The organism is Streptomyces aquilus (assembly GCF_003955715.1).
Lineage (GTDB): Bacteria > Actinomycetota > Actinomycetes > Streptomycetales > Streptomycetaceae > Streptomyces > Streptomyces aquilus.
On record NZ_CP034463.1, the window covers coordinates 9,052,599 to 9,079,253 of the forward strand.

General features: G+C 72.2%; 25 protein-coding genes. 10 read left to right on the forward strand and 15 right to left on the reverse strand.

Going from position 1 to position 26,655, the window contains the following annotated elements:
• Positions 1 to 28: 28 nt before the first annotated feature.
• Positions 29 to 640 carry a hemerythrin domain-containing protein gene (locus tag EJC51_RS41475; protein ID WP_244363079.1) on the forward strand — a complete coding sequence of 204 codons (612 nt, stop codon included), beginning with the start codon at positions 29 to 31 and terminating at the stop codon, positions 638 to 640.
• A 20-nt stretch (positions 641 to 660) separates the two neighbouring features.
• Here the strand turns inward: EJC51_RS41475 and EJC51_RS41480 are convergent, their stop codons facing one another.
• Together EJC51_RS41480 and EJC51_RS41485 are read right to left on the reverse strand one after the other, a co-directional pair.
• Complete coding sequence (locus EJC51_RS41480; protein WP_126275812.1) at positions 661 to 1,383, reverse strand: 2OG-Fe(II) oxygenase; 723 nt, start codon at positions 1,381 to 1,383, stop codon at positions 661 to 663.
• A gap of 13 nt (positions 1,384 to 1,396) precedes the next feature.
• Entirely contained in the window at positions 1,397 to 1,912 is a 516-nt protein-coding gene (locus EJC51_RS41485) for a methylated-DNA--[protein]-cysteine S-methyltransferase (RefSeq protein WP_126275813.1), read from the reverse strand.
• 136 nt (positions 1,913 to 2,048) lie between these two features.
• Here EJC51_RS41485 and EJC51_RS41490 point away from each other — a divergent pair, with 136 nt between their 5' ends.
• From EJC51_RS41490 to EJC51_RS41500, 3 genes are all read left to right on the forward strand, one after another.
• Positions 2,049 to 2,294: a hypothetical protein gene (locus EJC51_RS41490; RefSeq protein WP_097271791.1), complete on the forward strand. Its 246-nt coding sequence runs from the start codon at positions 2,049 to 2,051 to the stop codon at positions 2,292 to 2,294.
• 3 nt (positions 2,295 to 2,297) lie between these two features.
• Positions 2,298 to 2,675 (forward strand): toxin Doc, encoded by a 378-nt coding sequence (locus EJC51_RS41495; RefSeq protein WP_126275814.1) that lies wholly within the window; start codon positions 2,298 to 2,300, stop codon positions 2,673 to 2,675.
• A 584-nt stretch (positions 2,676 to 3,259) separates the two neighbouring features.
• The gene (locus tag EJC51_RS41500; RefSeq protein ID WP_126275815.1) at positions 3,260 to 4,876 is read left to right on the forward strand and encodes an RICIN domain-containing protein; all 1,617 of its coding nucleotides are present in this window, start codon (positions 3,260 to 3,262) and stop codon (positions 4,874 to 4,876) included.
• Here EJC51_RS41500 and EJC51_RS41505 read toward each other — a convergent pair.
• From EJC51_RS41505 to EJC51_RS41520, 4 genes are all read right to left on the reverse strand, one after another.
• Positions 4,851 to 5,846, reverse strand: a complete 996-nt coding sequence (locus EJC51_RS41505) for a 2-hydroxyacid dehydrogenase (RefSeq protein WP_126277330.1) — start codon at positions 5,844 to 5,846, stop codon at positions 4,851 to 4,853. The genes EJC51_RS41500 and EJC51_RS41505 overlap by 26 nt on opposite strands.
• Positions 5,847 to 5,962: 116 nt before the next feature.
• Positions 5,963 to 7,132 carry a lactate 2-monooxygenase gene (locus EJC51_RS41510; protein ID WP_126275816.1) on the reverse strand — a complete coding sequence of 390 codons (1,170 nt, stop codon included), beginning with the start codon at positions 7,130 to 7,132 and terminating at the stop codon, positions 5,963 to 5,965.
• Positions 7,133 to 7,212: 80 nt separating this feature from the next.
• Positions 7,213 to 8,796, reverse strand: a complete 1,584-nt coding sequence (locus EJC51_RS41515) for a purine-cytosine permease family protein (RefSeq protein ID WP_126275817.1) — start codon at positions 8,794 to 8,796, stop codon at positions 7,213 to 7,215.
• 205 nt (positions 8,797 to 9,001) lie between these two features.
• Positions 9,002 to 9,574, reverse strand: a complete 573-nt coding sequence (locus EJC51_RS41520; protein WP_126275818.1) for a hypothetical protein — start codon at positions 9,572 to 9,574, stop codon at positions 9,002 to 9,004.
• Positions 9,575 to 9,898: 324 nt separating this feature from the next.
• On the opposite strand from EJC51_RS41520, the gene EJC51_RS41525 reads away from it, so the two are divergent.
• Together EJC51_RS41525 and EJC51_RS41530 are read left to right on the forward strand one after the other, a co-directional pair.
• Positions 9,899 to 10,321 carry a protease inhibitor gene (locus EJC51_RS41525; RefSeq protein WP_126275819.1) on the forward strand — a complete coding sequence of 141 codons (423 nt, stop codon included), beginning with the start codon at positions 9,899 to 9,901 and terminating at the stop codon, positions 10,319 to 10,321.
• Between the two features lie 355 nt (positions 10,322 to 10,676).
• The gene (locus tag EJC51_RS41530; protein WP_126275820.1) at positions 10,677 to 11,081 is read left to right on the forward strand and encodes a hypothetical protein; all 405 of its coding nucleotides are present in this window, start codon (positions 10,677 to 10,679) and stop codon (positions 11,079 to 11,081) included.
• Here EJC51_RS41530 and EJC51_RS48005 read toward each other — a convergent pair.
• From EJC51_RS48005 to EJC51_RS41540, 3 genes are all read right to left on the reverse strand, one after another.
• On the reverse strand, positions 11,078 to 11,248 hold the full coding sequence (locus EJC51_RS48005; protein WP_165951090.1) for a hypothetical protein: 171 nt from the start codon (positions 11,246 to 11,248) through the stop codon (positions 11,078 to 11,080). The two genes, EJC51_RS41530 and EJC51_RS48005, sit on opposite strands and share 4 nt — an antisense overlap.
• Positions 11,249 to 11,272: 24 nt before the next feature.
• A complete protein-coding gene (locus tag EJC51_RS41535; protein ID WP_126275821.1) occupies positions 11,273 to 12,280 on the reverse strand; it encodes a Ppx/GppA family phosphatase in 1,008 nt (335 codons plus the stop codon).
• Between the two features lie 149 nt (positions 12,281 to 12,429).
• Positions 12,430 to 13,935 carry an MFS transporter gene (locus EJC51_RS41540; RefSeq protein WP_126275822.1) on the reverse strand — a complete coding sequence of 502 codons (1,506 nt, stop codon included), beginning with the start codon at positions 13,933 to 13,935 and terminating at the stop codon, positions 12,430 to 12,432.
• Between the two features lie 124 nt (positions 13,936 to 14,059).
• On the opposite strand from EJC51_RS41540, the gene EJC51_RS41545 reads away from it, so the two are divergent.
• Genes EJC51_RS41545 through EJC51_RS41555 form a run of 3 tightly spaced genes read left to right on the forward strand, consistent with a single transcriptional unit; the run spans position 14,060 to position 15,755 of the window.
• On the forward strand, positions 14,060 to 14,860 hold the full coding sequence (locus EJC51_RS41545) for an alpha/beta fold hydrolase (protein ID WP_244363082.1): 801 nt from the start codon (positions 14,060 to 14,062) through the stop codon (positions 14,858 to 14,860).
• Positions 14,861 to 14,910: 50 nt separating this feature from the next.
• Positions 14,911 to 15,240, forward strand: a complete 330-nt coding sequence (locus EJC51_RS41550) for an ArsR/SmtB family transcription factor (protein ID WP_126275823.1) — start codon at positions 14,911 to 14,913, stop codon at positions 15,238 to 15,240.
• 5 nt (positions 15,241 to 15,245) lie between these two features.
• Positions 15,246 to 15,755: an SRPBCC family protein gene (locus tag EJC51_RS41555; RefSeq protein ID WP_126275824.1), complete on the forward strand. Its 510-nt coding sequence runs from the start codon at positions 15,246 to 15,248 to the stop codon at positions 15,753 to 15,755.
• 3 nt (positions 15,756 to 15,758) lie between these two features.
• Here EJC51_RS41555 and EJC51_RS41560 read toward each other — a convergent pair whose 3' ends face one another.
• From EJC51_RS41560 to EJC51_RS41580, 5 genes are all read right to left on the reverse strand, one after another.
• Positions 15,759 to 18,575 (reverse strand): NHLP bacteriocin export ABC transporter permease/ATPase subunit, encoded by a 2,817-nt coding sequence (locus EJC51_RS41560; RefSeq protein ID WP_126275825.1) that lies wholly within the window; start codon positions 18,573 to 18,575, stop codon positions 15,759 to 15,761.
• Between the two features lies 1 nt (position 18,576).
• A complete protein-coding gene (locus EJC51_RS41565) occupies positions 18,577 to 20,799 on the reverse strand; it encodes an NHLP family bacteriocin export ABC transporter peptidase/permease/ATPase subunit (protein ID WP_126275826.1) in 2,223 nt (740 codons plus the stop codon).
• A complete protein-coding gene (locus tag EJC51_RS41570; protein ID WP_126275827.1) occupies positions 20,796 to 21,602 on the reverse strand; it encodes an HlyD family efflux transporter periplasmic adaptor subunit in 807 nt (268 codons plus the stop codon). The genes EJC51_RS41565 and EJC51_RS41570 overlap by 4 nt, the downstream gene beginning before the upstream one ends.
• A gap of 117 nt (positions 21,603 to 21,719) precedes the next feature.
• The gene (locus EJC51_RS41575) at positions 21,720 to 21,935 is read right to left on the reverse strand and encodes a hypothetical protein (protein WP_079308961.1); all 216 of its coding nucleotides are present in this window, start codon (positions 21,933 to 21,935) and stop codon (positions 21,720 to 21,722) included.
• Positions 21,936 to 22,395: 460 nt separating this feature from the next.
• Entirely contained in the window at positions 22,396 to 22,809 is a 414-nt protein-coding gene (locus EJC51_RS41580; RefSeq protein WP_126275828.1) for a PaaI family thioesterase, read from the reverse strand.
• A 199-nt stretch (positions 22,810 to 23,008) separates the two neighbouring features.
• Between EJC51_RS41580 and EJC51_RS41585 the strand changes: the two genes are divergently transcribed.
• Positions 23,009 to 24,379, forward strand: a complete 1,371-nt coding sequence (locus EJC51_RS41585; RefSeq protein ID WP_126275829.1) for a S1 family peptidase — start codon at positions 23,009 to 23,011, stop codon at positions 24,377 to 24,379.
• A gap of 67 nt (positions 24,380 to 24,446) precedes the next feature.
• On the opposite strand, the gene EJC51_RS41590 is transcribed toward EJC51_RS41585, so the two are convergent.
• On the reverse strand, positions 24,447 to 26,591 hold the full coding sequence (locus EJC51_RS41590; protein WP_126277332.1) for a PP2C family protein-serine/threonine phosphatase: 2,145 nt from the start codon (positions 26,589 to 26,591) through the stop codon (positions 24,447 to 24,449).
• Positions 26,592 to 26,655: the final 64 nt, after the last annotated feature.

Sequence of the window (26,655 nt, forward strand, 5' to 3'; positions counted from 1 at the left end):
CCGCATCCGTGGGCCCTGAGGAGGACCGGTGACCATCGACTTCACCGCCATGTACGCGTCCCACGACGCCTTCCGCCGCGATCTGGCCCGGCTGGCCGACGCCGTCGCCGAGGGACGGGCCGGCACCCCCGCGGTCCGGACCGGCTGGCAGAACTTCCAGCACCAGCTGCACGTCCACCACACCGCCGAGGACGCCGGGCTGTGGCCGCGCGTCAGGGAGCGGGTCGCCGGGCGGCCGCGCGAGCTCGCGCTGCTCGACGCGATGGAGGACGAGCACTCCCGCATCGATCCCCTGCTGGCCGCCGTCGACACCGCGCTGGCCGACCGCGCCCCCGAACTCGGCGATCTGGTCCGGGCGTTGACCGCGACCCTGGACGACCATCTCAAGCACGAGGAGGACGATGCCCTGCCCCTGATCCAGGACGTCCTGACGGACGCCGACTGGGGCGCCTTCATCGGCCGCATCCGGGAGACCCAAGGGGTGCGCGGCGCCGCGGTGTTCGTGCCGTGGGTCGTCGACGGCGCCCCGCCCGCCGACCGTGCCAGGTTCCTCGGCAGCATGCCGCCGCCGGTCCGCGTCCTCAACCGCCTGTTCTGGCAGGCCGGTTACCGGCGCAAGGGGTTGTGGGCGCACGGCTGAGGGCCAGGGCAGGGGCTGGTTCAGGTCGCGTCGTGGAAGACCAGGCCCAGGGTGTGCCGGTGGCCGGAGCGGACCGTGCTCACGCCGTGCCGCATCGCACCGGCGGACCAGCCGCGGCGGGTGCGCACCGGGTGGTCCCGGGTGGTGAAGACCAGCCCGTGGCCCTGCCGCAGCACGGTCGACATGCCCCGGGACTGCGCCCTGGGCCGCTGCTCCACCATCAGGAACTCGCCGCCCGTGTAGTCCGTGCCGTACACGTCGAGCCCGACGACGACCTGGAGCGGGAAGACCAGCTCGCCGAACACGTCCCGGTGCAGGGCGTTCCAGTCGCCCGTCCCGTACCGCAGCAGGATCTGCGCCGACCGGTCCTGCCCGGCCGCGTGGCAGCGCTCCAGCCACTCCGCGAGGGAGTCGGGCCAGGGCGCCGGACGGCCGAGGCGGGCCGCCCAGTCGCGGGCGACCGGCAGCAGGCGCGGGTAGAGCGCGGCCCGCAGCGCGGCCACCGGGGCGGGCAGGTCGTGGGTGAAGTACCGGTACTGGCCGGAGCCGAAGCGGTGCCGGGCCAGGTCGACGGTCGTACGGAACAGTTCCGGCTTCTCGTACAGGGCCGTCAGGTCACGGCACTCGGCGGGCGTCAGCAACGGCCCCGTGGGCGCGCTGCCGTACTCGTCCAGCTCCGCGGCGAGCGCGTCCCAGTCGGTCCCGGCGACCCGCTGGCGGGCCTGGTTCAGGGTGAGGGTCATGAGGGTCCTCCCGTCAGACGAGCGTCGGTTGCAGTGCGCCCTCGTGCGTGAGCAGCCGCACCTTGCGCTCCACGCCGCCCGCGTACCCGCGCATCGAGCCGTCGGCGCCGATCACCCGGTGGCAGGGCCGCACGATCAGCAGGGGGTTGGCGCCGAGCGCCGCGCCCACGGCCGGGGTGTCGGCCCGCGCCACACCGAGCCGCGCGCCGAGCGCGCCGTACGTCGTCGTGGTGCCGTACGGGATCGCGTCGACCGCCTGCCACACGCGCCGCTGGAAGTCGGTGCCGTCGGCGGCGAACCGCAGGTCGAAACGGGTGAGCCGGCCCGCGAAGTACGCGGCGAGCTGGGCGGTGGCCTCGCTGAAGGCGTCGTCGTCGCGCCGCCAGTCGGCGCGGACGGCCGGTGCGGTGCGCTGCCCCGGCATCGACAGTGAGGTGAGCACCCCTGCCCGGCCCACGAGGAGCAGCTCGCCGAGAGGGCTCTCGATCGTCGTGAAGGTCGTCGTGTCCGTGTGCGCGTGTGTGTCCATGGCTACGAGTCTGCTGCGCCGGGCGGCCCGTCACCGGCGGGATTCGGACGTCGTGCTGAGCGCCCCAGGTACCCGCCAAGAAGGGCTATGACCTGGGGGTATTTACGGGTCAGTACCCCAGCGGTACCGTTGGGGCATGCCAGCTCTCAACGTGGAGTTCAGTGATCGTGAACTAGAGGACCTGCGGCAGATCGCCAAGGAGCGCGGTACGTCGATGAAGGCCCTCGTCCGGGAGGCGGCCGCCGCCGACATCGCGCGGCACCGTGCCCTGAAGGAAGGCGCGGAGGCGTTCCGGCGGTTCTTCGCGACCCACGCCGACGAGTTCGCGGCCGCCTTTCCCGACGACGAACCGGCCGGGCACGGCGAGCGGCGGGCCGGCTGACCGATGGCCTCCGTCGTCCACATCGACGTCCCCTGGCTGCTCCAGCGTCATGAAGAGGTCCTGCCGGACCAGCCCACGATCAACGACTTCTCGGCACTGGTGGCCGCCGTCGCCCGGCATCGCGTCGACCCGCCGAGGCTCGGCGTGGACTCCGACCCCGCCTGGCGGGCCGCCGCGCTGCTGCACACCCTCGCCCTGCTCAAGCCGCTGCCCGCGGCCAACGCCCGCTTCGCCTGCGCGACGGCGGTGGCGTACATGTTCGTCAGCGGCGTCGGCATCGACCCGCCCTACGGCGCCCTGGTCGACCTCGCCCGCGACCTGATCTCCGGCAAGGCCGACGTCTACGGCGCCGCGGACCGGTTGCGCTCCTGGCAGATCTGAGACGCGGCCGCACGAGGCACCGGCCGGCAGGGCCGAGACGCGGCCGCACGACGCACCGGCCGGCAGAGCCGAGACGCCGGCGCACCCGGCGCCGGCCGGCCTGGCCGACCCCGGTCTGCCCTCGGGGCCGCCGACCGAGGGCGGGAGGATCGGGGTCGGCGGCCGGTTGCGCACAGGAGAGCCGCCGTCCTGTGCGTGGCCTCCGAGGGGCCGATACCAGTGCACTACGGGGTGGTGCGCGCCGGGAGCGTGCGCGATGCCCCGGCGCGTGCGCGTGTTTCACACGGGGCGTGTGAAATAGCGAAAGCAAGGAGGGGAGAGCTGCGCCGACCTTGTTTCTGACTATCTTTCAACGATGCTGATGTTGCTCAAGTGCCTTGTTGGTCATGACCCCGTTGTGCAAGGGTGAACTACCCGTGCGGGGGGTAAAGGCCGGGTCTTCATTCGTCCCGTGGGGAACCGGGCCGGACGAGCCGCCGTGAATTCACGCTCCTCGCGCATCACCGGAGAGGACGCAACCGTCCCCGCTCCTTTTCGGCGAGTTGAACCACAGAACCACATGCGCGTGGGAAGGAACCCGCTCAGTGCCCACCCCCCACCCCCCTCGCCCTCCGTACCCGCCGCCCGGCGGGGTTCCGGGGGAATCCGACGACGACCTCGCCGCCCATCTGCGCGGCCGTCCGGACGGCGAAGCGGCCCAGTCGGCCGCGCTTTTGATGGCGCGTCACTGGCAGCCGGTCCACGAGTACGCCGTCATCTGCCTGGCCGCCCGCTCGGAGGTGGCCTCCATGGTCACCGCGGCCGCCTTCCACCAAGTCCTCGACCGGCTCGCCCTCGGCGAGCCCGCCACCGCGCTGCGCCCCCGCCTCCTCGTACGCGCGCGGGACACCGTCCGCGAGTGGTCGGCCGAGGACCGAATATCCGGTGTTCTGCCAGATCTCGCGAAACCCGCCGGCGGTCGCGGTATGCGGGCGGCGAAGTCCATGACGCCCGAAAACCGCAAACTCGCCGAGCGGTCATTCCTCGCGCTGCCCGGACTCGCCCGCTGTCTGCTCTGGCACACCGAGGTCGAGGCCGAGCCGATAGCCGTCCCCGCCGGCCTGCTCGGTATGGACACCGTCAGCGCCTCGGCCGCTCTCGAACAGGCGCGTGACAAATTCCGTGAGGGTTGTGTACATGCCCATCGGGAACTCGCGCCGACCAAGGATTGCCGGTTCTACAACCGCCTCCTCGATGTCCCGATTCGCCGCGGCGGCGCACTGTTGCCGGATGTCCAGCGGCATCTGGACGAGTGCTCCTACTGCCGATTCGCCGCCGAACAACTCGGCCATTTCGAGGGCGGGTTGGGCACGCTGCTCGCCGAGGCCGTGCTCGGCTGGGGAGCCCGTCGCTATCTCGACTCCCGGCGCGGACAAGGTGCGCAGGACTCCCGCGCGCAGGGCGGCGGCCGGCACGGCGGCGGACGCCGGCGGCTGCTGTCCCGCATCCCCACGCCCGGCCGCCGTCCCCCCGAGGCCCCCCGCCCCTCCCGGGTGCTGCTCACCGGAGTGGGCCTCGCCTCCGCCGGACTGATCGCCAGTGTGCTCGCCGCGAGCCTGTGGTCGGACGACGGCGGCGTCGACCCGGCCGCCTCCACCAGCGCCACCGGCAGCGAGTCGGCTCCGGACGGCGTCTCCGCGTCCCCGCCGGGCACCGCCCAACTCCCCCTGGTGCCCAGCAGATCCAGGCTGCGCAACGTCGGCTCCGACCTCTGCCTCGACATCCGGGGCGCGGTACGGAAGGGCGCCGCGACCGAGCTGGAGGCCTGCTCGGACGACGACACCCAGAAGTGGACGTACGACGAGGACGACGGGCTGCTGCGCAGTGCCGCCGACCCCGACCTGTGCCTCGACTCGCACGCCGACGCCGGTGTGGTCATCCTCGGCACCTGCGCCGACGACAAGGGCAAGCGGGCCGCCGACGTGCGCTACGACATCACCGTGCAGGGCGAGTTGCTCACCCGCTGGGACGACCAGCTCGCCGTCACCTCCACCAGCGGGGAGCCGGACGCCGACATCGTCGTCAAGGTCCGTGACGGCTCCGACCAGCAGCGCTGGGTGACGGACTCCGTCTCGCCCAGCACCGGCGCCCTGTCGGTCCCCGACTCCGATGCCCCGTCCGTGCGGGCCGTCGACCTCAGCGAGCAGGGGCGGGCCCGCTGACTATGTCCCGGGGCGGATCGCCCGCCAGATAGCCGGCCACGTTCTGGACGGCGGCCAGGGCGATCCGCACCAGCGTCTCGCGGGTGACGCCCCCGACGTGGGGTGACAGCACCACGTTCGGGGCGCGCAGCAACCGCAGGGCCGGGGTGGGCGGTTCGGGGTCGAAGACGTCGAGGCCCGCCCCGGCCAGGGCGCCCTTCTCCAGGGCGTCGGCGAGGGCGTCCTGGTCGATCAGGGCGCCCCGCGCGGTGTTGACGACGAACGCGGTCGGTTTGAGCAGCGCGAGCCGCGGGGCGTCGAGGAGGTGGCGCGTGTCGTCGGTCAGGGGCGCGTGCAGCGAGACGTAGTCGGAGACGCGCAGCAGTTCGTCGAGCGGTACATGGCGGGCGCCGCCCAGCCGCGCCTCCGTCTCCTCCGGCACCCGGCGCCGTCCCGCGTAGACGACGCTCATGTCGAACGCGACCGCGCGCCGGGCCACTTCGCGCCCGATCTGCCCCAGGCCGACGATGCCCAGCGTCTTGCCCGACAGTTCGGTCAGGGACCGCTGGAGGCGGGGGAGCGCCCAGTCGGCCTCGACGAGGGCGTTGTGGGCCGGGACCAGTTGCTTGGCCAGCGCGAGCATCAGGGCGAAGGTCTGCTCGGCCACGTTCTGCGCCTCGGCGCCGCTGGAGCCGATGGTGCAGACCGGTACCGCGAGGTCCCGGGCGGCCTCGACGTCGACGTAGTCGAAGCCGTGGCTCGCGCACTGCACCAGCCGCAACTCGGGTGCGGCGGCGAGGTGTTCGGCGGTGACGGGGGCGAGGGCCGTGATGACGACGTGCGCCGCGCGCAGGGCTTCAGGGTTCTCGTCGGTCCGCTCGACGACCGTGACCTCGGCCTCGCCGGGGAAGAGCGTGGCGAGCCCGGCTCCGGCGGCCCGGCCGCCGACGTGCGGGGCGATGACGGCGAGTACGTTCTTCGGGGCGGTCACGGCGGGCTCTTCGGCCTCGGGTGCGGTGACGGCGGGCTCTTCGGCCTCGGGGGTGGTCACGGCGGGCTCTCCCGCCTCGGGTGCGGTGACGGCGGGCTCTTCGGCTTCGGGGGCGGTCATACGGGCTCCTCGATGAGGTCGGCGGGGCCCACGGTGGTGGGTGTGGCGTGTCCGGACAGGGCGAGGGTGAGGTCGAGTTCGGCGAGCAGACAGCGGATCACGTGCTCGACGCCGGCCTGTCCGTCGAGGCCGAGGCCGTAGACGTACGGCCGTCCGACGAGCACCGCTCGCGCGCCGAGCGCGAGGGCCTTGAAGACGTCGTCGCCGGTGCGGACGCCGCTGTCGAACAGGACGGTGAGCCGGTCGCCGACCGCCTCGGCGACCCGGGGCAGCGCGTCGGCCGCGCCGATCGCCCCGGCGACCTGCCGGCCGCCGTGGTTGGAGACGACCACGCCGTCCATCCCGGCATCGGCGGCCAGCCGCGCGTCGTCCGGGTGCTGGATGCCCTTCAGCACGATGGGGCCGTCCCAGTTCTCGCGCAGGAACGCCAGGTCCGGCCAGGTCTTCGCGGGGTCCGCGAACATGCCCACGAAGTGCAGCACCGCCGCGTTCGGGTCCTCGTGCACCGGCTTGGCCAGGGCCGCCTGGAACGCCGGGTCGGAGAAGTAGTTGGCGGTGCCGACGCCGTGCAGGAACGGCAGGTACGCCTGGTCCAGGTCGCGGGGCCGCCACGCCAGCAGGGGAGTGTCCAGGGTGACGACGAGCACCGTGAATCCGGACGCCTTGGCCCGCCGCAGGAAGCTCCGGGCGACCTCCGGGTCCTTGGGCCAGTACAGCTGGAACCAGCGCTCGGCGTCCCCCATCGCCTCCGCGACCTGCTCCATCGGCGTGCTGGAGGCGGAGGACAGGATGTACGGCACGCCCTGCGCGGCGGCGGCCCGGGCGGCGGCCGACTCGGCGTCCGGGTGCATGATCGACAGCACGCCGACCGGTGCCAGGGCCAGCGGGGCGGGCAGGGACCGGCCTAGGACCTCGACGGCGAGGTCCCGCTCGTGCACGTCCCGCAGCATGCGCGGCACGATCCGCCGGCGCTTCAGCGCGGCCCGGTTGGCCCGGGCCGTGCTGCCGTCGCCCGCGCTGCCCGCCACGTACCCGACCGGCCCCGGCCCGAGCCGCTGCTCGGTGAGCTCCTCCAGGCGGGTCAGGTCGGTCGGGAGCCGCGGTACGGCCCCCGACAGCCCGTTGAGATAGATCTCGTACTGGAAGTCCGCCCAGTGCTTGGCCATCCGTGGGTCCCGCCTCTCGTCGCTGAGAACGCGTTGCGCTCCGACGATACTGACGGGTAAGGGCCGTTCAGCACACCGGGTCAGCCCCCGTTGGCCGCGGTGACGGGCGCCGGTTCGGCGGACTCCGCGCCCGGCCCGGTGATGGCCGGCACCGGCACGTCGACGGTCCGCGCCAGCCGCGCGCCCTCCGGCCCGTACACGGCCCGCGGTTCGGGGAACACCCGCAGCAGCGTCAGGAACAGCACCGCGGAGACCACCAGCGACAGCGGCAGGCTGATGTCGACGCCGTTGGCGAGGTCGCCCAGCGGGCCGACGAACTGGCCCGGGATGTTGGTGAAGAGCACACCGAGCAGCGCGGAGACCCACCAGGCGGTCATGCCGCGCCAGTTCCAGCCGTGCGCGAACCAGTAACGGCCGCCGCTCTGACGGCGGTTGAAGACCTGGAGGGCCTCCGGGTCGTACCAGCCGCGCCGGGTGTGGAAGCCCAGGATCATCACGACCATCCACGGTGTGGTGCAGGTGATGATCATCGTGGCGAACGTCGAGATCGACTGGACGAGGTTCAGGCCGAACCGCCCGATGAAGATGAACGCGATCGACGCGACGCCGACCAGCAGCGTCGCCTGCACCCGGGACAGCCGCGGGAACACCGAGGAGAAGTCGAGGCCGGTGCCGTACAGCGCGGTCGTGCCGGTCGACATGCCGCCGATCAGGGCCAGCAGACACACCGGCAGGAAGAACCAGCTCGGCGAGATGGCGAGCAGTCCGCCCACGAAGTCGGGGGCGGCCGGGTCGACGTAGTCCGGTGCCTTGGTCGCGATGATGCTGGCGGTCGCCAGGCCGAACAGGAACGGCAGCAGCGTGGCGATCTGGGACAGGAAGGCCGCGCCGATGACGCGGCGGCGCGGGGTGCTCGCCGGGATGTAGCGCGACCAGTCGCCGAGGAAGGCGCCGAACGACACCGGGTTGGACAGCACGATCAGGGCGGCGCCGATGAAGGACGGCCAGAACAGGGACTGCGTCGCCGCGTCCGCCGAGTCCGTGAAGACGCCCGCGTACGACGGGTCGAAGTCGCCGGCGAAGGCGATCGCGCCGACCAGGAACAGCACGCTCGCCGAGGTCACCGCGACCTTGTTGACGAACAGCATGAACCGGAAGCCGTACACGCACACCGCGAGGACCAGACAGGCGAACAGCGCGTAGGCCACGACGTAGCTCAGATCGCCGCGCGGCAGTCCGAACAGCCGGTGGGCGCCGCCGACCAGGGCGTCGCCGGAGCTCCACACCGAGATGGAGAAGAACGCGATCGCCGTCAGCAGGGAGAGGAACGAGCCGACCACACGGCCGTGCACTCCGAGATGCGCCGAGGAGGAGACGGCGTTGTTGGTGCCGTTGACCGGCCCGAACACCGCCATCGGACACAGGATCAGCGCACCGGCGACGACGCCCAGCACGGTGGCCGCGAGGCCCTGCCAGAAGGAGAGGCCGAAGAGGATCGGGAAGGCGCCCAGCACACAGGTGGAGAAGGTGTTGGCGCCGCCGAAGGCGAGCCGGAACAGGTCCAGCGGGGTGGCGGTGCGGTCCGCGTCGGGGATGCGGTCGACACCGTGGGTCTCGACCTCGGTCAGGGACGGCGCGGACGAAGGGTCGGGCTGCGGGGACAAGGGGGCTCCAGCGAAGGGGACCGGCGGTGGAGCGCGTCGTGGCGCGGGGAGGGGCTTCGGCGGGGCGGCCGGTCGTCGTCGCGGGGGTGTGCGGCGGGAGAGGAGGCCGTCCTCTCGGGGGTCTGCCGACGGTAAGGCCGGGGTCGGGGGCCGCACCAGAGGACGGTTCATCCATCATGCGTGTCAGGGATGTGCAAAACCTCCATCAGTCGGTGGCGGTACCTCCCTCGCTCGGGTCCGTCGGGGCGTCCTCCGGCTCGGCGTCGGGCCCCTGCGCGCGGACCCGCTGGACGTGTTCGAGGGAGTCGCGCAGTTCGGTGAGCCAGTCGTCGGTGTGCTTCTGGACCAGGCGGACGCACCAGGCGAGCGCGTCGCTGCGGCTGCGGGCCACGCCGCCCGCGATGAGCGTGTCCAGGACCTGGCGCTCGGGCTGCCGCAGCCGGGTCATCACGGGCGCGGCCACATGCGTGAAGAGGGCGCGTTCCCCGGCGCACTCCACGCCCCAGGACACCTTGCGGCGGAACCGGTGCTCGGCCTCGCGGGCCACCTCGATCCGGGTCTCGCGGGTGCGCTCCCGGAACTCCTGCATCCGGCTCCGCACGGCCGCCTCCCGCTCGGTGGCCGAGGCGCCCTCGGTCAGCCGGGGTGCGGGGATGCGGCCGATGACGGTGATCTCCTCGCGGTCGACGGTCAGGTCGGCCAGTTCCTCGAAGAGGTCGTCGGGCAGCCGCCCGGCGAACCAGCCGCGCAGCTTCTCTCGTTGCTCGGTCGTAATCATGTAATGACGATTACTCCGCCGGAACGTGAACGCAAGGGAACGGGACGGAGTGCGCCGAGAGCTCAACCGGAATGTTTCAGGCCGATTGCAGAGCGGGTGTGAACCGGCCATTCGGTCGGTGGCGACGATCAAGAACCGTGCGGTTACTGGGCTCCGGTGTTCGAATTCCGTGACTTCGCGCCACTGATTCAACACGAAAGGTTACTGAAACGCGTGGGGTCGATGTGTGTTCCGGCCGCGGACTCGGCAGACTCGCGCTCGCCGCCCCGGCACCGACCGTGCCGGGCGCGGCACCACCCTCGTATCAGCGGAAGGATGCACACCATGCGGAACACCGCGCGCTGGGCAGCGACCCTCGCCCTCACGGCCGGCGCCGTCTGCGGCCCCCTCACCGGAGCCGCGCTGGCCGCCCCGGACTCGCTCTACGCCCCCTCCGCCCTGGTCCTCACTCTGGGCCACGGCGACAGCGCCGCCACCGCCACCCCGGCCCGCGCCGTCACCCTGACCTGCGCACCGACCGCCTCCGGCACGCACCCCGCGGCGGCCCTGGCCTGCGCCGAACTGCGTGGCGTGGGCGGCGACCTCGACGCGTTCCAGGTCCGTGACGGCGTGCAGTGCACCAAGCAGTACGACCCCGTGGTCGTCACCGTCGACGGTGTCTGGCAGGGCAAGCGCGTCTCCTACGAGCGCACCTTCGCCAACGAGTGTGTGAAGGGCTCCCTCGGGGCGAGCCTCTTCACCTTCTAGAGCCGGGGTCGCGGGGTTCCCGTGGAACCGGACGGCCGCCCGTGGCTGGGGAGCGCGGGCGCCGTCACGAGGACCCCCGTGATCTCGCACCGAGGGCCGGCCGGGCGGAGTGGGGCCACCCGGCCGGCCCTCGCAGTCAAGGCCGCCGCCCGGGGATGCCGGGCAACGGCGGAAACCGGCCGAGCGGCTCCGAGGGCCATGACAGCCGTCGTATACGCGGAGTTTCCGAGACCGCCCTCAGTCGGCCGCCCCGCGTCCGCTGCTCACTGAGTTCGGGCTCCTGGAGGGCCCGCCGGTACCGACGAGTGCGGAGGAGCGTCCGCTGCTCACCGAGTCCGGGCTCCTGGAGCCCGTCTTGGAGATGGAGTTCACGGCGCACTTCCCGCGCGAAGGCGGTACGGCGGCCTCGGACGCCGCCGCTGCCGCGGTCATCGGCGTGATCGAGGCGCCGACGGCCTTCGTCGTCGCCCTCCTGGAGGCCGCGCACCGCGTGAACGGCTGCCTCCTGGCCCGGACGACGGCCGAGATCTGCCGGATCGTCCTCACGGCGGACCGCGCCGGCATCACCGTCGCGGGCACCGACGACACGACGACCACCCTGGACCGCACCGACGAGGACGGGACCCGGGACCTGCCCGTGTCGGCCGTCGTCGACGGGCTGCACATCCACCACGGCCCCGAGGGCCACGTCTGGGTGGTGTGGCACGGCGCCTGGTGCGCCGGCGCCGACGACAGCGTGTCCCCGCGGCGGGTGCCCTAGTCGCCCTCGGACTCCTCCTGGGCGCGGGTGTTGGGGGTGATGGCCTCGCCGGCCTCGCCCCGTCGGCGGCGCTGTTCCTCGGTCTCCCGGGTGTGGCGTTCCGCCTCCTCGATCTTGCGCAGGACCTGCTCCGTGGCCGTCTCGGGGCGCTTCTTGTCGTGGGTCATCACGCTCTCCTCTCTCAGGTTCTCTCAGTTCGTCGCGGCCGCGATGCGCAGCGGCACGAGTTCCTGGCCGCCGTTGTCCTCACCGCGGCGGCTGACCCCCGCCCACCAGGACGGGCCGTCCTCGATGTGGCGCAGCAGGATGCCCTCGCGGATCGCCCACGGGCAGATGCTGACGGCCTTGATGCCGGTCAGCTTCATGGCCGTGTGGCCGACCAGCGCGCCGGCCAGGCTCTGGCCGGCCCGTGGCGCGGAGATGCCGGGGAGCAGAGCGCGCTCGGCGGCGGGCAGGCCGGCCAGCCGGGTGATCGCCGCACGCAGGTCCGAGCGGCGCAACTCCCGTTCCACGAACGGTCCGTGCCGCCCGGGCCGCGCTCCGCACAACCTGCCCAGCTGCTGGAACGTACGGGACGTGGCCACCGCCGTGTGCGGCCCCTCCCAGCGGATCCGGGCCGCCACGTCCCGCAGCTGATGCCGGACCCGGCGCCGCAGCGCCCGCAGCAGCTCCGGCGACGGCGGGTCCTCGCCGCGGAAGAACTCGTGGGTCAGCCGGCCCGCGCCCAGCGGCAGCGAGGCCACGAAGTCCGGCAACCTGCCGCGTCCGAAGGCCACTTCGAGGGAGCCGCCCCCGATGTCCAGCAGCGCCAGCGGCCCCGACCGCCAGCCCATCCAGCGCCGTGCCCCGAGGAAGGTCAGCTCCGCCTCCAGTTCGCCGGGCAGGGTGCACAGCTCGACCCCGGTGCGGGTGCGTACGGCACGCAGCACCTCTCGGCAGTTCGGCGCGCCGCGCACCACCGCCGTGGCGAAGGCCAGCGGAGGGGCCGAGCCCCACTCGGTCGCCGTCCGGTCCGCCTCGGCCACGGCGGCGACGAGTCTGTCGACCGCCTCCTCGGGCACGGGGCCACCCGGCTCCACCTGTTCGGACAGGCGCAGCCGCCATTTCGCGGTGTGCACGGGCAGCGGTACCCCGCCCTCGGCGTCCGCCACCACCAGCCGGACCGTCTTCGACCCCACATCCACCACGCTGATTCGCATGGACCCGTGAGTACCCGATGCGGGGCCTTTCCTCACCGCGCCGGCGTGTGATGCGCGCTAACCGGACAGGCACGGCGGCGAAGAGGGGCCGCCGTCTCCCTGATGACGGCGGCCCCTCTGCTCGGGGGAATCGGGGGAACTCGCGGGAACTACATGTGGACCATGGGTGCGGCGTCCGGGTCCTGCTCCGGCACTCCGCGGCGGTAGAGCAGGAACGCGATCAGCGTGCCGACCGCGAACAGGCCCGCCGACCACCAGAAGGCGGTGGTGTAGCTCTCGATGGTGGCCTGGGCCTGGACCAGCTTGTTGCTCTGGTCCTTGCCGGCCAGGTAGTCGGTCGCGGCGCTCGCGGCCAGGGTGTTCAGCAGCGCCGTACCGATCGAACCGCCCACCTGCTGCATGGCGTTGACGGTGGCGGAGGCGACACCGGCGTCCTCCGCGGCGACCCCGCCGGTGGCCAGCTGCATCGCGGGCGGCATGACCAGGCCGAGTCCGAAACCGATCACGATCAGCTGCGGCAGCACCGCGCTGGAGTACGAGGACCCGACCCCGATGCCGGTCAGCCAGGCCATGCCGACCGCGGCGATGCCGAAGCCCAGCGGGATGACGGCCTTCGGGCCCATCCGCGGCACCAGCTTGGTCGTGCCCACCTGGGCGGCGACCATCAGCGCGGCGACCATCGGCAGGAACGCGACACCGGTCTTCGTCGGGCTGAAGCCGAGGTTGAGCTGGAGGTAGTAGGTGAGGAAGAGGAAGACACCGAACATGCCGCCGCCGGAGATCAGCACGGCGAGGAAGGAGGCGGCGCGGTTGCGGTCGAGCAGGATGCGCAGCGGCAGCAGCGGGTGCGCGGCCTTGGTCTGCCACCAGGAGAAGGCGGCCAGCAGGACACCGCCGGCGATCAGGAAGCCCCAGGTCGCGGGCGAGTCCCAGTCGTGCGTCTCGGCGTTGGAGAAGCCGTAGACCAGGGAGAACAGACCGGCGGCGACCAGGACCGTGCCCGGCACGTCCAGCTTGGAGTTCCCGGCGTCGCGGTGGTTGTGCAGCAGGAGCCAGCCGCCGGCGAAGGCGGCGACGGCGATGACGACGTTGACGTAGAGCGTCCAGCGCCAGTCGAAGGCGTCGGTCAGGATGCCGCCGAGCAGCAGACCCACCGCACCGCCGGCGCCGGCGATGGCGCCGTAGACGCTGAAGGCCTTGGCGCGTTCCTTGGCGTCGGTGAACGTGGTGTTCAGCAGCGACAGCGCGGCGGGCGCGAGGAGGGCGCCGAAGGCACCCTGGAGGGCACGGGCGGTGACCAGCATCTCGAAGTTGGTCGCGGCACCGCCGAGCGCGGAGACCGCGGCGAAGCCGGCCACTCCGATCAGGAACGCCGTCTTGCGGCCGAAGAGGTCGGCGATGCGGCCGCCGAGCAGCAGGAGGGAGGCGAAGGCCAGCGCGTAGGCGGTGACGATCCACTGCCGGTTGCCGTCGGAGAACCCGAGGTCGGCCTGCGCCGAGGGCAGGGCGATGTTCACGATGGTGGCGTCGAGGACCACCATCAGCTGGGCGAGGGCGATGACGGCGAGGATCCACCACCGCTTGTTCGAGGAGGCGTCGGACGGCGCCTCGACCGCGCCCGCCTGGGCGTTCTCGGTCAGGGTCTTCTGGGACATGGCAGAACCACTCCAGGGAAGTCGTTCGGATTTTACGAAGTCGTAAACGAAACTGTTTCGTACACATCGAGGCTAGAGCACTTCCAGCGAAACGGCAACGTTTCGCTGGAGAGGGAGGTCGAGTGTGACCGGCGGCACGTTCGGGGTCGAGAACGCGGAGCTGTACTACGAGGTGCGGGGGAGTGGTCCGGCGCTGCTGATGATCAGCGGGGCGGGCGGGGACGCGGGCTACTACGCGCAGGTCGCGACGGACCTCGCCGACGCGTTCACGGTCATCACCTACGACCGGCGCGGCAACTCCCGCAGCACGGGGCGCACCGGGGCGCCGATGAGCCTCGCCGAGCAGGCGGCCGACGCCCGCGCGCTCATCGCCGGGCCGGCCGGCGGCCGGGCGCTGGTGTTCGGCAACAGCGGGGGTGCCGTCATCGGGCTGACGCTGGCGGCGCTCCATCCCGAGTGCCTGGCCGGTCTGATCGCCCACGAACCGCCCGCCGTGAACGTCCTGCCCGCCGACGATCCGGAGCGCGAGTTCTTCGCCGACGTCGCCGACCGCTACGCACGGGGCGGCGCCCCGGCCGCGGGCCGCCGGTTCGCCGAGACGGTCCGCGGCGAGGGGACGTACCGCTGGCCGGACGATCTGTGGCGGCGCTTCCTGGGCAACCAGGACCATCTCTTCGGCACCGAGTGGCCCGGCTTCGCCGGCTTCCGGCCCGACGAGGGCGCGCTGAAGTCGGCGCCCTTCCCGATCGTCCTGGCCGCCGGCGCGGAGGACCACGACACCTACTACGCGCGCCCCTCCGTCGAGATCGCCCGCAGGATCGGGGCACCCTGGGTGGAGTTCCCCGGCATCCACATGGAGTTCCTGCGGGATCCGGCCCGGTTCGCGGCGGCGCTCAGGGCGGTGCTCGCGCAGATGGTGGAGTGAGGAACGTGTATGCCTTGACCGGCATATAACCATGGAGGCATATTGGACTCATGTCCGACGCCGCGCTCTGGGCCGCCCTCGCCGATCCCCACCGCCGGGCCATCGTCGCGCTGCTCCTGGAGCGGCCGCGGCCCGTCGGGGAGATCGTGGAGGCATGCGGCCTGAGCCAGCCGAGCACCTCGAAGCATCTGAAGGTGCTCAGAGAGGCCGGTCTGGTCCGGGTCCGGCAGGAGGCGCAGCGCCGCGTCTACGCCCTCGACCCGGCCCCGATCGCCGCCCTCGACGCCTGGCTCGCCCCCTACCGGAGGCTGTGGAACAGCAGTCTGGACGCGCTGGGCCGACGCCTGGACGACTCCGAGGAACCCCTCCCGAAGGACTGACAGCCATGTCCGCAGACCTGACCGGCACCTACCTGACCCTCGACGACGGCCGCCCCGCCGTCCGCTTCAGCCGCACCTACGGCCATCCGATCGACCGCGTCTGGCAGTTCGTGACCGACGCCGACGAACTCGCCCACTGGTTCCCGTCCCGCGCCGAGATCGACCTGCGCCCGGGCGGCGAGGTGCGGTTCAGCGGCGACCCCAACATGCCGGAATCCACCGGCCGCGTCCTCGCCGTCGAAGCGCCCCGGCACCTCTCCTTCGCCTGGGGTGACGACGAACTGCGCTTCGACCTGGAGGAGTTGGGCGACAAGAGCACCCGCTTCACGCTCACCAACGTGCTCAGCGAGGAGAACACCGCCGCCCGCAACGGCGCCGGCTGGGAGGTCTGCCTGGCCGCCCTGGACCGGCACGCCGACGGCTCGCCCGGGAGCCGGGCGCCCTGGAAGGAGTTCTACGACGGCTATGTCGCCGCCGGTGCCCCGTCCGGCGCGCCCGTGCCCGGGCTCGACTGACGCCTACGCCATCTGCCGCCTCACCAGCTCGTGCAGCCGCCCGTTCGTGTCCGCGAGGAGGTGTGCGGGCGGGCCCTGCTGGGCGACCTTGCCGTCCTCCATCACGATCACGCGGTCGGCGTCCAGCACCGTGGACAGACGGTGCGCGATGACGATGCGGGTGGCGTTGAGGGCCTTCGTGGACTCGATGACCGTGCGCTGCGTCTCGTTGTCGAGGGCGCTGGTCGCCTCGTCGAAGAACAGGATGCGCGGGCGGCGGATCAACGCCTGGGCGATCATGAGCCGTTGACGCTGGCCGCCGGAGACGGCTCCGCTGCCGGAGACGATCGTGTGCAGGCCCATCGGCATCCGCTGGATGTCCTCCGCGAGCCCCGCCATCTGCGCCGCCGCCATCACCTCCTCCGGGGTGTACGGCTCGTTGCCGCAGATGACGTCCATGATCGAGCCGGTGAACGGCTGGGCGTGCTGGAGCACCACCCCGCACTGCCGGCGCACCGCCGACTGGTCGAGGGCCGCCAGGTCCTGCCCGTCGTACAGCACACTGCCGGAGACCGGCGGGTCGAAGCCGATCAGCAGCCTGAGCAGCGTCGACTTGCCGCAACCGCTCGGGCCGACGATCGCCACGAACTCGCCCGGCTTCACCTCGAAGGACACGTCGTCGAGGATCAGCGGGCCGTCGTCCGAGTAGCGGAAGGACAGCCGGCGCGCCTCGATCCCGCCGGACAGCGGGCCCGGCCGGGTGCTCGCCGTGCGGACCTCCGGGGTGGCCTCCAGGACCGGCTTGATCTCCTCGAACAGCGGCAGCGCGCCCACCGCCGACACGAACGCGCCGGTCAGCTGGGTCACGGACGTCAGCACCATCGTCACCGAGGTGTTGAAGCTCAGGAACGCCGCCGCCGACATCGACCCGCGCGCCGGGCCCGCCAGCAGCATGAACATCAGCAGCGTGCAGACCGGCAGATACACCGCGCCCATCACCGTGGTGAGGTTCTTGATCCGCCCCACCTTCTGCTGGAGCTCACGGCTGCGCGCGAACTGGGCGGCCCAGGCCGCGTAGGCGTAGTTCTCGGCGGCCGCGACCCGCAGCTTGGGCAGCCCGCGCAGGGTCTGGAACGCCTGGTTGTTCAGCTTGTTGCCGAGCACCACCAGGCGCCGCTGCCAGCGCACCTGCCACAGTCCGAGCCCGAGGAACACCCCGGCGATCACGACCAGCATGCCGATCGCCGCGAACGCCATCGGCACGCTGTACCAGAACAGCAGGCCCAGGTTCATCGCGCCGACGGTCACCGACTGGGCGACCACCGGACCGACACCGGCCAGCAGCCGGCGGATCGCGCTGATGCCCATCGCCGCGCTCGCCAGCTCACCCGTCGAACGCTCGGTGAAGAACTTGGTGGGCAGCCTCAACAGCCGGTCCCACACGGCCGGTTGGAGGGTCGCCTCGATCCGTCCCTCCAGGCGCAGGATCGTCAGGTTCTGCAACAGCATGAAGGTGGCGGCGACGAGACTGCCGACCATCACCGCCAGACAGACCTGGACGATCAGATGCGTCTGGGCCTTCGGTACGAACTCACCCAGCACCTTGCCGGTGGCGATGGGCACGATCGCGCCGATCGCCACCGTGACGAGGCCGCTGAGCAGGAGGTTCGTCAGGTCGCCGCCCATGTTCTGCATGCTGAACCGCAGCAGCCGCAGCGGACTGAGCGCCCGGTCGGGCAGCGGGCGGTAGAACATCACCGCGCGCGGCTCGAACTCCTCCGCGTTGGCCTTCTCGACCGGCGTCTCCCGCCCCGTCGCCGGATGCACCGCCACATAGCCGCCGCGCCGCCACAGCAGCGCGACCGGCGCCCCGGACAGCGCCCGATGGCCCACCAGCGGGCCGACGTTGTCCCGCCACCAGGTGCCGTCCAGCCGGACCGCCCGGGTGCGCACCCGCGAGGCGAGCGCGATCTGCTCCACCGGGTCGAGCCGGTCGCTGCCGGTGCCGGACTGCGCCGGATCGGTCAGGGTGATCCCGGCCGCCTGCGCCACCAGCTTGCACGCCGCGTACGAGGCGTCCGCGTCGGCGGCCGTGGCGCGCTTGCCCGACGCCTTGCCGATCGACGCCAGCAGCGTCCGGTCGGCCTGCGCGCGGACCGCCTCACCGGCCTTGATGCCCTCGGCGGTGCGGGTCTCGTGGGTGCGTTCCAGCTGCTCGATCCAGCGGTCCAGCGTGGTCAGCAGCCGGTACTGCTGGTCGACCATGGACTGCCACACCGCGGGGTCCATCAGCAGGTCGGCGGCGGCCTCCGCGCCGTACACCGAGCCGTACTGCACACTGCCCGGCGGGACCTGCATCCAGAAGACGTCGTCGTCGGTGATCTCCGCGGCGCGTTCGCTCGCCATCGGCGCCTGGAAGAGGATGGACAGGCTGCGGCCGACACCGAGGGCGAGGGCGTACTCCAGCGGGCTCGTCGTCGGCGGGACGTACTGCGGGTTGCCGTACTCGTCGTAGGACCAGGTCTGGGTGTTCGCGGGCTGGTACAGCTCGCGCAGCCCGATGCGGTGCACCACGCAGTCCCTGAGCGGGCGGGCCACCAGGGTGTGCTGGGGGCCCGGTGTCGGGCCGAGCAGCAGCGAGCCCGCCTCCAGGCGGCCCAAGTGGTGCCAGTGGCCCTGCTGTTCGGCGTCCACCGCGAACAGGTCCACCGCACCGGACGCCACCAGCCACAGCACCTGCGGCCCTTCGAGGTCCAGGCGGGTGTGCCCGGCGAGGTCGTACGGCGTGCCCATCGAGCCGAGGGCCTGGAGGACGAGGTCCCCCTCGGGTGCGGTCGTCATCTCAGCGCTCCCTGACCAGAGCCGCGTACGCGCCGCCGCGCGCCACCAGCTCCTCGTGCCGTCCGCGTTCCACGATCGTGCCGTGCTGGAGTACGACGATCTCGTCGCTGTCCCGCACGGTGCTCAGCCGGTGCGCGATCACCACACAGGCGCAGCCGCGCTTGCGGAGGTTGTCCATCACCGTCTGCTCGGTCTCTGCGTCCAGTGCGCTCGTCACCTCGTCGAGGACGAGGATGCTGGGCCGCCGGACCAACGCCCGCGCGATCTCCAGGCGTTGACGCTGGCCGCCGGAGAAGTTCCGGCCGTCCTGCTCGACCCGGCTGTTGATGCCACCGGGGCGACGCATCACCACGTCGTACAGGGCGGCGTCCCGCAGCGCGTCCACCACCGCGTCGTCCGGGATCGACGGGTCCCACAGCGCCACGTTGTCGCGGACCGAGCCCTCGAAGAGGAAGACGTCCTGGTCGACGAAGGAGACGGAGGAGGCGAGGGCGCCGCGCGGGATGTCCTCCAGGCGCCGGCCGTCGATGCGGATGACGCCCTCCCAGGGCGCGTACAGGCCGGATATCAGCCGGGAGACCGTCGACTTGCCGCTGCCCGAACCGCCGACCAGCGCCACCTGCTGCCCCGGGCCGACCGTCAGGTCGAAGCCGGTCAGCAGGGGCTTGTCCAGCGGGTTGTAGCCGAAGGAGATGTTCTGGAGCTCCACGTGCCCGTGCAGCCGGCGGGTCGACTCGGCGCCGCCGGCCCGGCCGTAGAGCGGGTCGGCCTGGAAGTTCTCCACGTCCTTCAGGCGGGCCACGTCGGCCGCGAAGTCCTGGATGCGGCCCGCGACGCCGTTGAGGCGGGTGATGGGGGCGGTGAAGCGGGTGACCAGCGACTGGAAGGCGACGAGCAGGCCGACCGAGATACCGCCCTCGACGGCGCGCATGCCGCCGATCCACAGGATCACCGCGCTGTTCAGCGAGGCCAGCGTCGGCGCGACCACGCCCAGCCAGGCGGACGGCACCCCGAGCCGCTGCTGCTCCTCCAGGGTGGTGGCGTGCTGCCCGGCCCACTTGCGGAAGTAGCCGTCCTCGCCGCCGGTCGCCTTCATCGTCTCGATCAACTGAAGGCCCGTGTAGGCGGTGTTGGTCAACCGGGCGCTGTCCGCGCGGAGTTTGGCGGTGCGGGTGGCGCGCAGCCGGATGACCACGCGCATGGCGACGATGTTCAGCAGCGCGACGCCGATGCCGACGAACGTCAACTGCGGGTCGTAGGTGTAGAGGAGGACGGCGTAGAGAACGACGACCACCGCGTCCACGCCCGCCGCCGCGAGATCGCGGGCCAGCGTCTCGGCCACCGCGTCGTTGGACTGGAGCCGCTGCACCAGGTCGGCCGGGCTGCGCTGGGAGAAGAACGTCACCGGCAGCCGCAGCAGATGGCGCAGGAAGCGGGCGCTGGAGAGGGTCGAGGAGATGATGCGGCCGCGCAGCAGGTTCGCCTGCTGGAGCCAGGTCAGGACCAGGGTGAGCGCCACACACGTTCCCATCGACGCGAACAGCACGCCGAGCAGGGAGGTCTGGCCCCCGATGAGGAACATGTCGATGTAGACGCGGCTCAGCGCGGGCACCGCCGCGCCCACCAGCACCAGCAGCAGGCTCGCCAGCACCGCGGCCGGCATGGTGCCCGCGGTGCCGCGCAGCCGGGCCGGCATCGCGCCCAGCACCCCGGGCTTGCGGCCACCCTTGGTGAAGCCGTCACCCGGCTCCATGATCAGGACGACGCCGGTGAAGCTGGAGTCGAAGTCCTCCATCGGCACGAACCGGCGGCCCTTGCCGGGGTCGTTGATGTAGACGCCGCGGCGGCCGAAGCGGCGGCCCATGCCGTCGTAGACGACGTAGTGGTTGAACTCCCAGAACAGCACGGCCGGCGCCTTCACCTCGGCGAGGGCGGCCGTGTCCATCTGCATGCCCTTGGCCGTCAGACCGTAACCGCGGGCCGCCTTCAGCAGGTTGCTGGCGCGCGAGCCGTCGCGGGAGACACCGCACGCGATGCGCAGCTCCTCCAGCGGGACGTGCTTGCCGAAGTGGCCGAGGACCATCGCGAGGGAGGCGGCGCCGCACTCCACGGCCTCCATCTGGAGAACGGTGGGCGTGCGGACCGTCTTGCCCTTGCCCTTGGGCACCGGGCGCTTGGGCGGGGCGGACCGGCGGCGGCTACGGGTCTCCTGTGCGGTGCTCACGGCAGCAGCCAATCGACGGGACGCTGGTCGGCGAGACGGATCGAACCCCGGGCCACGGTCATGGAGGTGAGGGCGAACGGCGGCCCGTCCGCCGACGACCACCGGTAACCGCTCTTCGTACCGGACGACTTGTCCAGCCTCACCGTCACGGCCACCGGCCTGCCGTCCTTCGTGAACTGCTCGCCGAGCTGGCTGTCGCCGAGGAACGCGGAGATCTGCTGCGCCGACTGCGCCGAACGGTCCACCGCCTTCACATGGCCGCGCAGCACGCCGTACTCCTGCGTCGGCACCGACGACACCGTCAGGTCCACGGCCGCGTTCGCGGGGATCGAGGCGGCGTTCTCGGCGGGGACGTACACGGTGGCGTACAGCGGATCGGAGGCGTGCGCGACCCTCTCCACGGCCGCCACGTTGGCGCCGGTCTGGATGATCTGGCCGATGGTGGCGGCGAGCGCGGTGACCCGGCCCGCGGCGACCGAGCGGACGACGGTGTCACCGTCCGCGGTGCGCACCTTCAACACCGGGGAGTCGGCGGGCAGCCGCTCGCCCTGCTCGGCTAGGACGGCGGTGACCTGGCCCGCGACCGGGCTCTGCAGGATGTAACTGCCCTGCCCGTGGGTGAGGATGGCGGGCGCGCCCACGGTGGAGGCGACCGAACCGGTGACCGCCCACACTGACGCGGCGGCCATCACGACCACCGTCACGGACAGCGCGAGCCACCCCTGAGGGCGGGCGAACCGCACCGGAAGGTCGAGCTCCTCCGGCGACTGGAGCTTGGCGAGGGCCTGTTGGCGGAACTGCACGGAACTTTCCCTCACCTGAAAACGAGGAAGGACCGGCTGACGGCAGCCGGTTGAGTCAGGACATCCGAGAGCCCCGGAGCCGGGGAGCGGCTCCGGGACTCACGGCACGAGGTGCGATCAGAGACCGGCGACCAGGTTCGTGACCGGGGCCACGGAGAGGCCGGTGGTGCCCTCGACCGTGCCGACGACCGTGTCGACCAGGCCGGAGACCGGGGCGACGCCGTCCACCAGGCCGGTGACGGTGCCCAGGGCGTTCAGCTGCAGGCCGCCGGAGACGTTGTCGAGCTCGGCGTCGGAGATCTCGACGGTCTCAACCTGGGGGGTGGAGTTCATGGTGGAACTTCCCTTCATATGGATATTCACAAGGGGGGAGCGGACCCCTGGCAGGGGCGGCCGCGTGCCGCAGGCGCCAGGCACCCGTTTCCGGAAAACCCTTCGCGGCTGCCGCGGTGCGATGGATAAAAGCACGCGCCGGGCACGGGCTTCCAATCAACCAACCGCCTCACCAGGGCACTTGAGTCCCACAGGCAACGAACCGTGCAGGCATGCGCACGTCTCTGCGGCGACTTCTTCACAAGCGGGACGTCCTCGGTTCACACGAGGCCTTGCGGCCCGCGAGGCGAATCCGACACTCCCGCCCCAATGACGTACGCGGCGGAGCACGCTTGTGCAGATCCGCCGCGCACGGTGACTTGGTTGGGTATTGGATGTGCAGATTCGCTGAAGCCGGGATTCCGCGGGAACTTCGGAACCGACCGTTGCCGACCGATCGCGGACCGTGTCAGTCCGGTTGTCAGCCGAGAAGTGCGTAGACCGTGCTCGCCCGGGCCGCGAGTTCCCCTGAGCCCGCGTCGGTCATCGTGATGTCGGCGAACGCCATGCGCCGACCCAGCTTGGTGATCACCGCCTGGATCAGGACATCCGAACCGGACACCGCGCGCTGGAACGACGTCGACTGCTGCACGGTCGTCATCGGCCCGTAGCCGCCTCGCGCCGCCGCCACGGCGATCACGGTGGCGGTGTCCGCGGCGGCCATCAGCGCCTGCCCCGACAGCGCGCCGCCCTCCCGGGACAGCCGGTCCGACCAGGGAAGGCGCAGGGTCGCCCGGTCCGCGCCCAGGGACTCGACCGACAGGCCCAGGTCGAGCACCCAAGGGGCGAAGTTGGCGGAGAGGATCTTGTCGGCTTCGGCGGTGGTCATCGTCATATGGGGGATTGTTCCCGCTCCCGCGCCGCCGGACGCGGATCCCGGCCGGTCCCGTGGCCGATTCGGTACTGCAAAGAGACTGCCAACAAACGGAATTGAACGCCCCACGTGCCTCCTGCGTACCCCTTGCCATCCAGGCGCCCCGAACAGCCGCCGACGAACGGTGGCACTGACCCCGTCCTTCAGGAGGTCGAGAAGTTTGAGTCACAAGCGAATCCCCAAGCGCAAGGCCGCGATCGCGGCAGGCGGCGTGGTGGCGCTCGGAGCGGCGGCGATCCTCCTGCCCAACGCCAACGCCTCCCAGGACGGCTCCTCGTCCAACGGGGCCGCGGCAGCGCCGAAGACGCTGAAGGCGTCGGACGCATCGGATCTCGCCTCACAGCTCCAGGAACTGCTCGGCGAGGCCTTCGCCGGTTCGTACTACGACACGGACCAGAAGCAGCTCGTCGTCAACGTCGTCTCGGGCGACAACAACAACGTCATCGTCCAGGCCGAGAAGGCCGGCGCGAAGATACGCGAGGTCGACAACAGCCTCGCCGAACTCGCCGCGGGCGCGCAGACGCTGAAGACCCGGGCGACCATCCCGGGCACCGCGTGGGCCGTCGACCCCAGGACGAACAAGATCCTGGTCACCGCCGACAGCACGGTCACCGGCGCCAAGTGGGACCGGCTGGAGTCGACGGTCGACACTCTCGGCTCGGGCATGGCGACCATCAAGAAGTCGGCCGGCACCTTCAAGACCTTCGTCTCCGGCGGCGACGCCATCTTCGGCGGCGGCGCCCGCTGCTCGGCCGGGTTCAACGTCACCGCGGGCGACGGCAGCCCGGCCTTCCTGACGGCCGGTCACTGCGGGGTCGCGGCGGCCGAGTGGTCCGACGCGCAGGACGGCCAGCCGATCGCCACCGTCGACCAGGCCACGTTCCCCGGCGACGGTGACTTCGCGCTCGTGAAGTACGACGACCCGGCCACGGTCGCGCCGAGCGAGGTCAACGTCGGCGACGGCCAGACCGTGCAGATCTCCCAGGCCGCCGACGCCGAGGTGGGCCTCCAGGTCTTCAGAATGGGCAGCACCACCGGGCTCAAGGACGGCCAGGTCCTCGGACTCGACGCCACGGTGAACTACCCGGAGGGCACGGTCACCGGCCTCATCCAGACCGACGTCTGCGCCGAGCCCGGCGACAGCGGCGGCTCGCTGTTCACCCAGGACGGGCTGGCCATCGGCCTGACCTCCGGTGGCAGCGGCGACTGCACGGTCGGCGGCGAGACCTTCTTCCAGCCGGTCACCACCGCCCTGGAGGCGGTCGGCGCGACCCTCGGCGCGGGCGACGCGGCGGGCGGCGGCGAGCAGGCGGGCGCCGGTGACGAGGCCGGTGCGGATGCCGGCGACGAGGCGGGCGCGGGCGAGGAAGCCGGTGCCGGCCAGGAGGTCGGCGGCGAGGAAGCGGGCGCCGGCCAGGAAGTCGGCGGTGAGGAGGCCGGCCAGCAGGCCGGTGGCGGCCAGGAGGTCGGCGGCCAGGACACCGGTGCGGGTGCCGAACAGGGCGACTCCGGCCTGACCGAGACCCACTGACCCCGCTTCACCAGCTCCACGGACACGCGGTCCGACCCTCCGGCGGGAGGGCCGGACCGCGTTCGTGTCACCGCGCCCGCAGCAGCAGCAACGCCACGTCGTCGATCCGCTCCTGCGCGGCCCCGCCCTGCCCCACCAGTTCGTCCGCCAACGCGTCCAGCGGCAGATCCCCGGCCTCCGCCAGCCGCCGGCCCAGATCGGCGAGAGCGTCCTCGATGTCGACGCCCGGGGACTCGATGAGGCCGTCGGTGTAGAGGACCAGCACGCTGCCCGGAGCCAGCTCGACCTCGGTCGTCGGATACGTCGCCGAGCCGTCGATGCCCAGCAGCGGACCGCCGGCCAGGTCGAGGACGCGCACCCTGCCGTCCGGGCGGCGCAGCAGCGGCGGAGGATGTCCCGCCCGTGCCATCACGGCCCGCCCGTGGGCCGGATCGAGCCGTAGGTACAGACAGCTGGCGAAGAGGTCCGAGCCCAGGTCGATCAGCAGCCGGTTGGTGCTGCTCATGACGTCCTGCGGGGCCTGTCCGACGGTCGTGTACGCCCGTACCGCGGTCCGGATCTGCCCCATCAGCCCGGCCGCCGTGACGTTGTGCCCCTGCACGTCCCCGATCACCGCCGACGCCACCCCGTGCGAGGGCACCAGGTCGTAGAAGTCGCCGCCGATGTCCATGCCCTGCGTGGCCGGCAGATAGCGGGCGGCCGCGTGGATGCCGGGCAGCGCCGGGAGCGAGTGGGGGAGCAGGGCCTCCTGGAGGCCGTGGGCGAGCCGGTGTTTGGCGTCGTACAGCATCGCCCGTTCCAGGGCCTGCGCGATCAGCCCGCCGAGGCTCGTCAGGACCGCCCGTTCGTCCGCCGGGAAGGGGTGCGGCTCGGCGTAGGCCAGTACGCAGGTGCCCACCGGCCGGCCGGAGGCGATCAGCGGCAGATACGCCCAGGCGGCGAACCCGTCCGGGGTCGCGTTCCGGACCGGATACAGGCGCTCCAGCTCCCGCCGCGAGTCGAAGAACGCCGGCACCCCGCTGTTCAGGGCCTGCGTGCCCGGCGTCGGCTCGGTCAGCGGCAGCCCGTCGAACCGCTCCACGACACGCGGGTCGGGATAACCGCGGTGGCCCAGCACATGCAGTCGTCCCGCCCGGGACGCGAGCATGACCAGGGCCTGCCCGCCGACCGCCGGGACGATCTCGTCCGCGACGAGCTGCACCACGTCCTCCACGCCCGCCGCCTCGGTGAGCGCCCCGGCCAGGCTCAGCACCTGCGAGATGGTCACCAGCCGGGAGGGGGCGCCGTCCCCCTGCGGAGCGGTCCGGCTCATCTCCGCCACCGCTCGCGCCCGGCTGATGCGCACGCTCAGCCCGGTCGTGCTCGGATACAGCCGGAACGACAGCCAGTCGCCGGGCGGCCGCAGCGCCACGAACGACGTCGTCTGCTGACTGATCAGCGCGGCCCGGTAACGGTCCTCGTACACCGGGTCGTTGAGCCAGGGCACCGACGCCCAGGGCTGGGTGCCGAGGAGTCTGCTGACGGGGACGCCGATCAGCTCGGCCGCCGCCGCGTTGGCGAACGCGATCCGGCCGTGCAGATCCAGCGAGCACAGTCCGTACGGCAGCCGCGACACCATCCGGGCCGCCTCCACCGTGCCGAGGGTGCCCGCCGCCCCGCCGGCCGCCGTCCCGGCCAGCAGATCCGGTTCCGGGAACACCGGGCGGCTCTCCTCGGCGGCCCGCTCCAGGCGTACCGCGAGCCGCCCGCAGGCCGCGCTCAGATGGTCCCGCTCCCGGTCGGACAGCTCCGGCGGATGCGAGCCGGGCCAGGTCACGAAGATCGCGCCGTGCACCTTGGTGTCCGTCGCCACCGGCAGCGCGGCCAGCGCGAAGGGGTAGGGGAGCACCACCGCGATCCGCGGATAGCGGCGGGCCATCTCCTCCTCGCCGCCCACCCACACCAGCCGCCGCTCCCGGACCGCCTCGGCGACCGGGATCGGCGCGCTGAGCCCGACCCGCTCCCACGGCGCCGCGAAGGCCCGCGGCAGCCCGGCCATCACCGCCATCTCCAGGACCGGCTCGCCGGACGCCAGCAGGTACACCGCGCCCGAGTGGGCGTGCACCTCGTCCATCATCGAGGCCAGTGCCAGGGACAGCAGCGGCCGGCCGACCCGCGTCCGGGCGGCCGCCGGCGCCTGCGCGGTCCTCGGCACGTCGGACACGCCGACCACCTCCTCGCGCGCCCCGAGGGACCCGGAGCCCGGAGCCCGGCGTGCGACGGGCTCCGGGATCAAA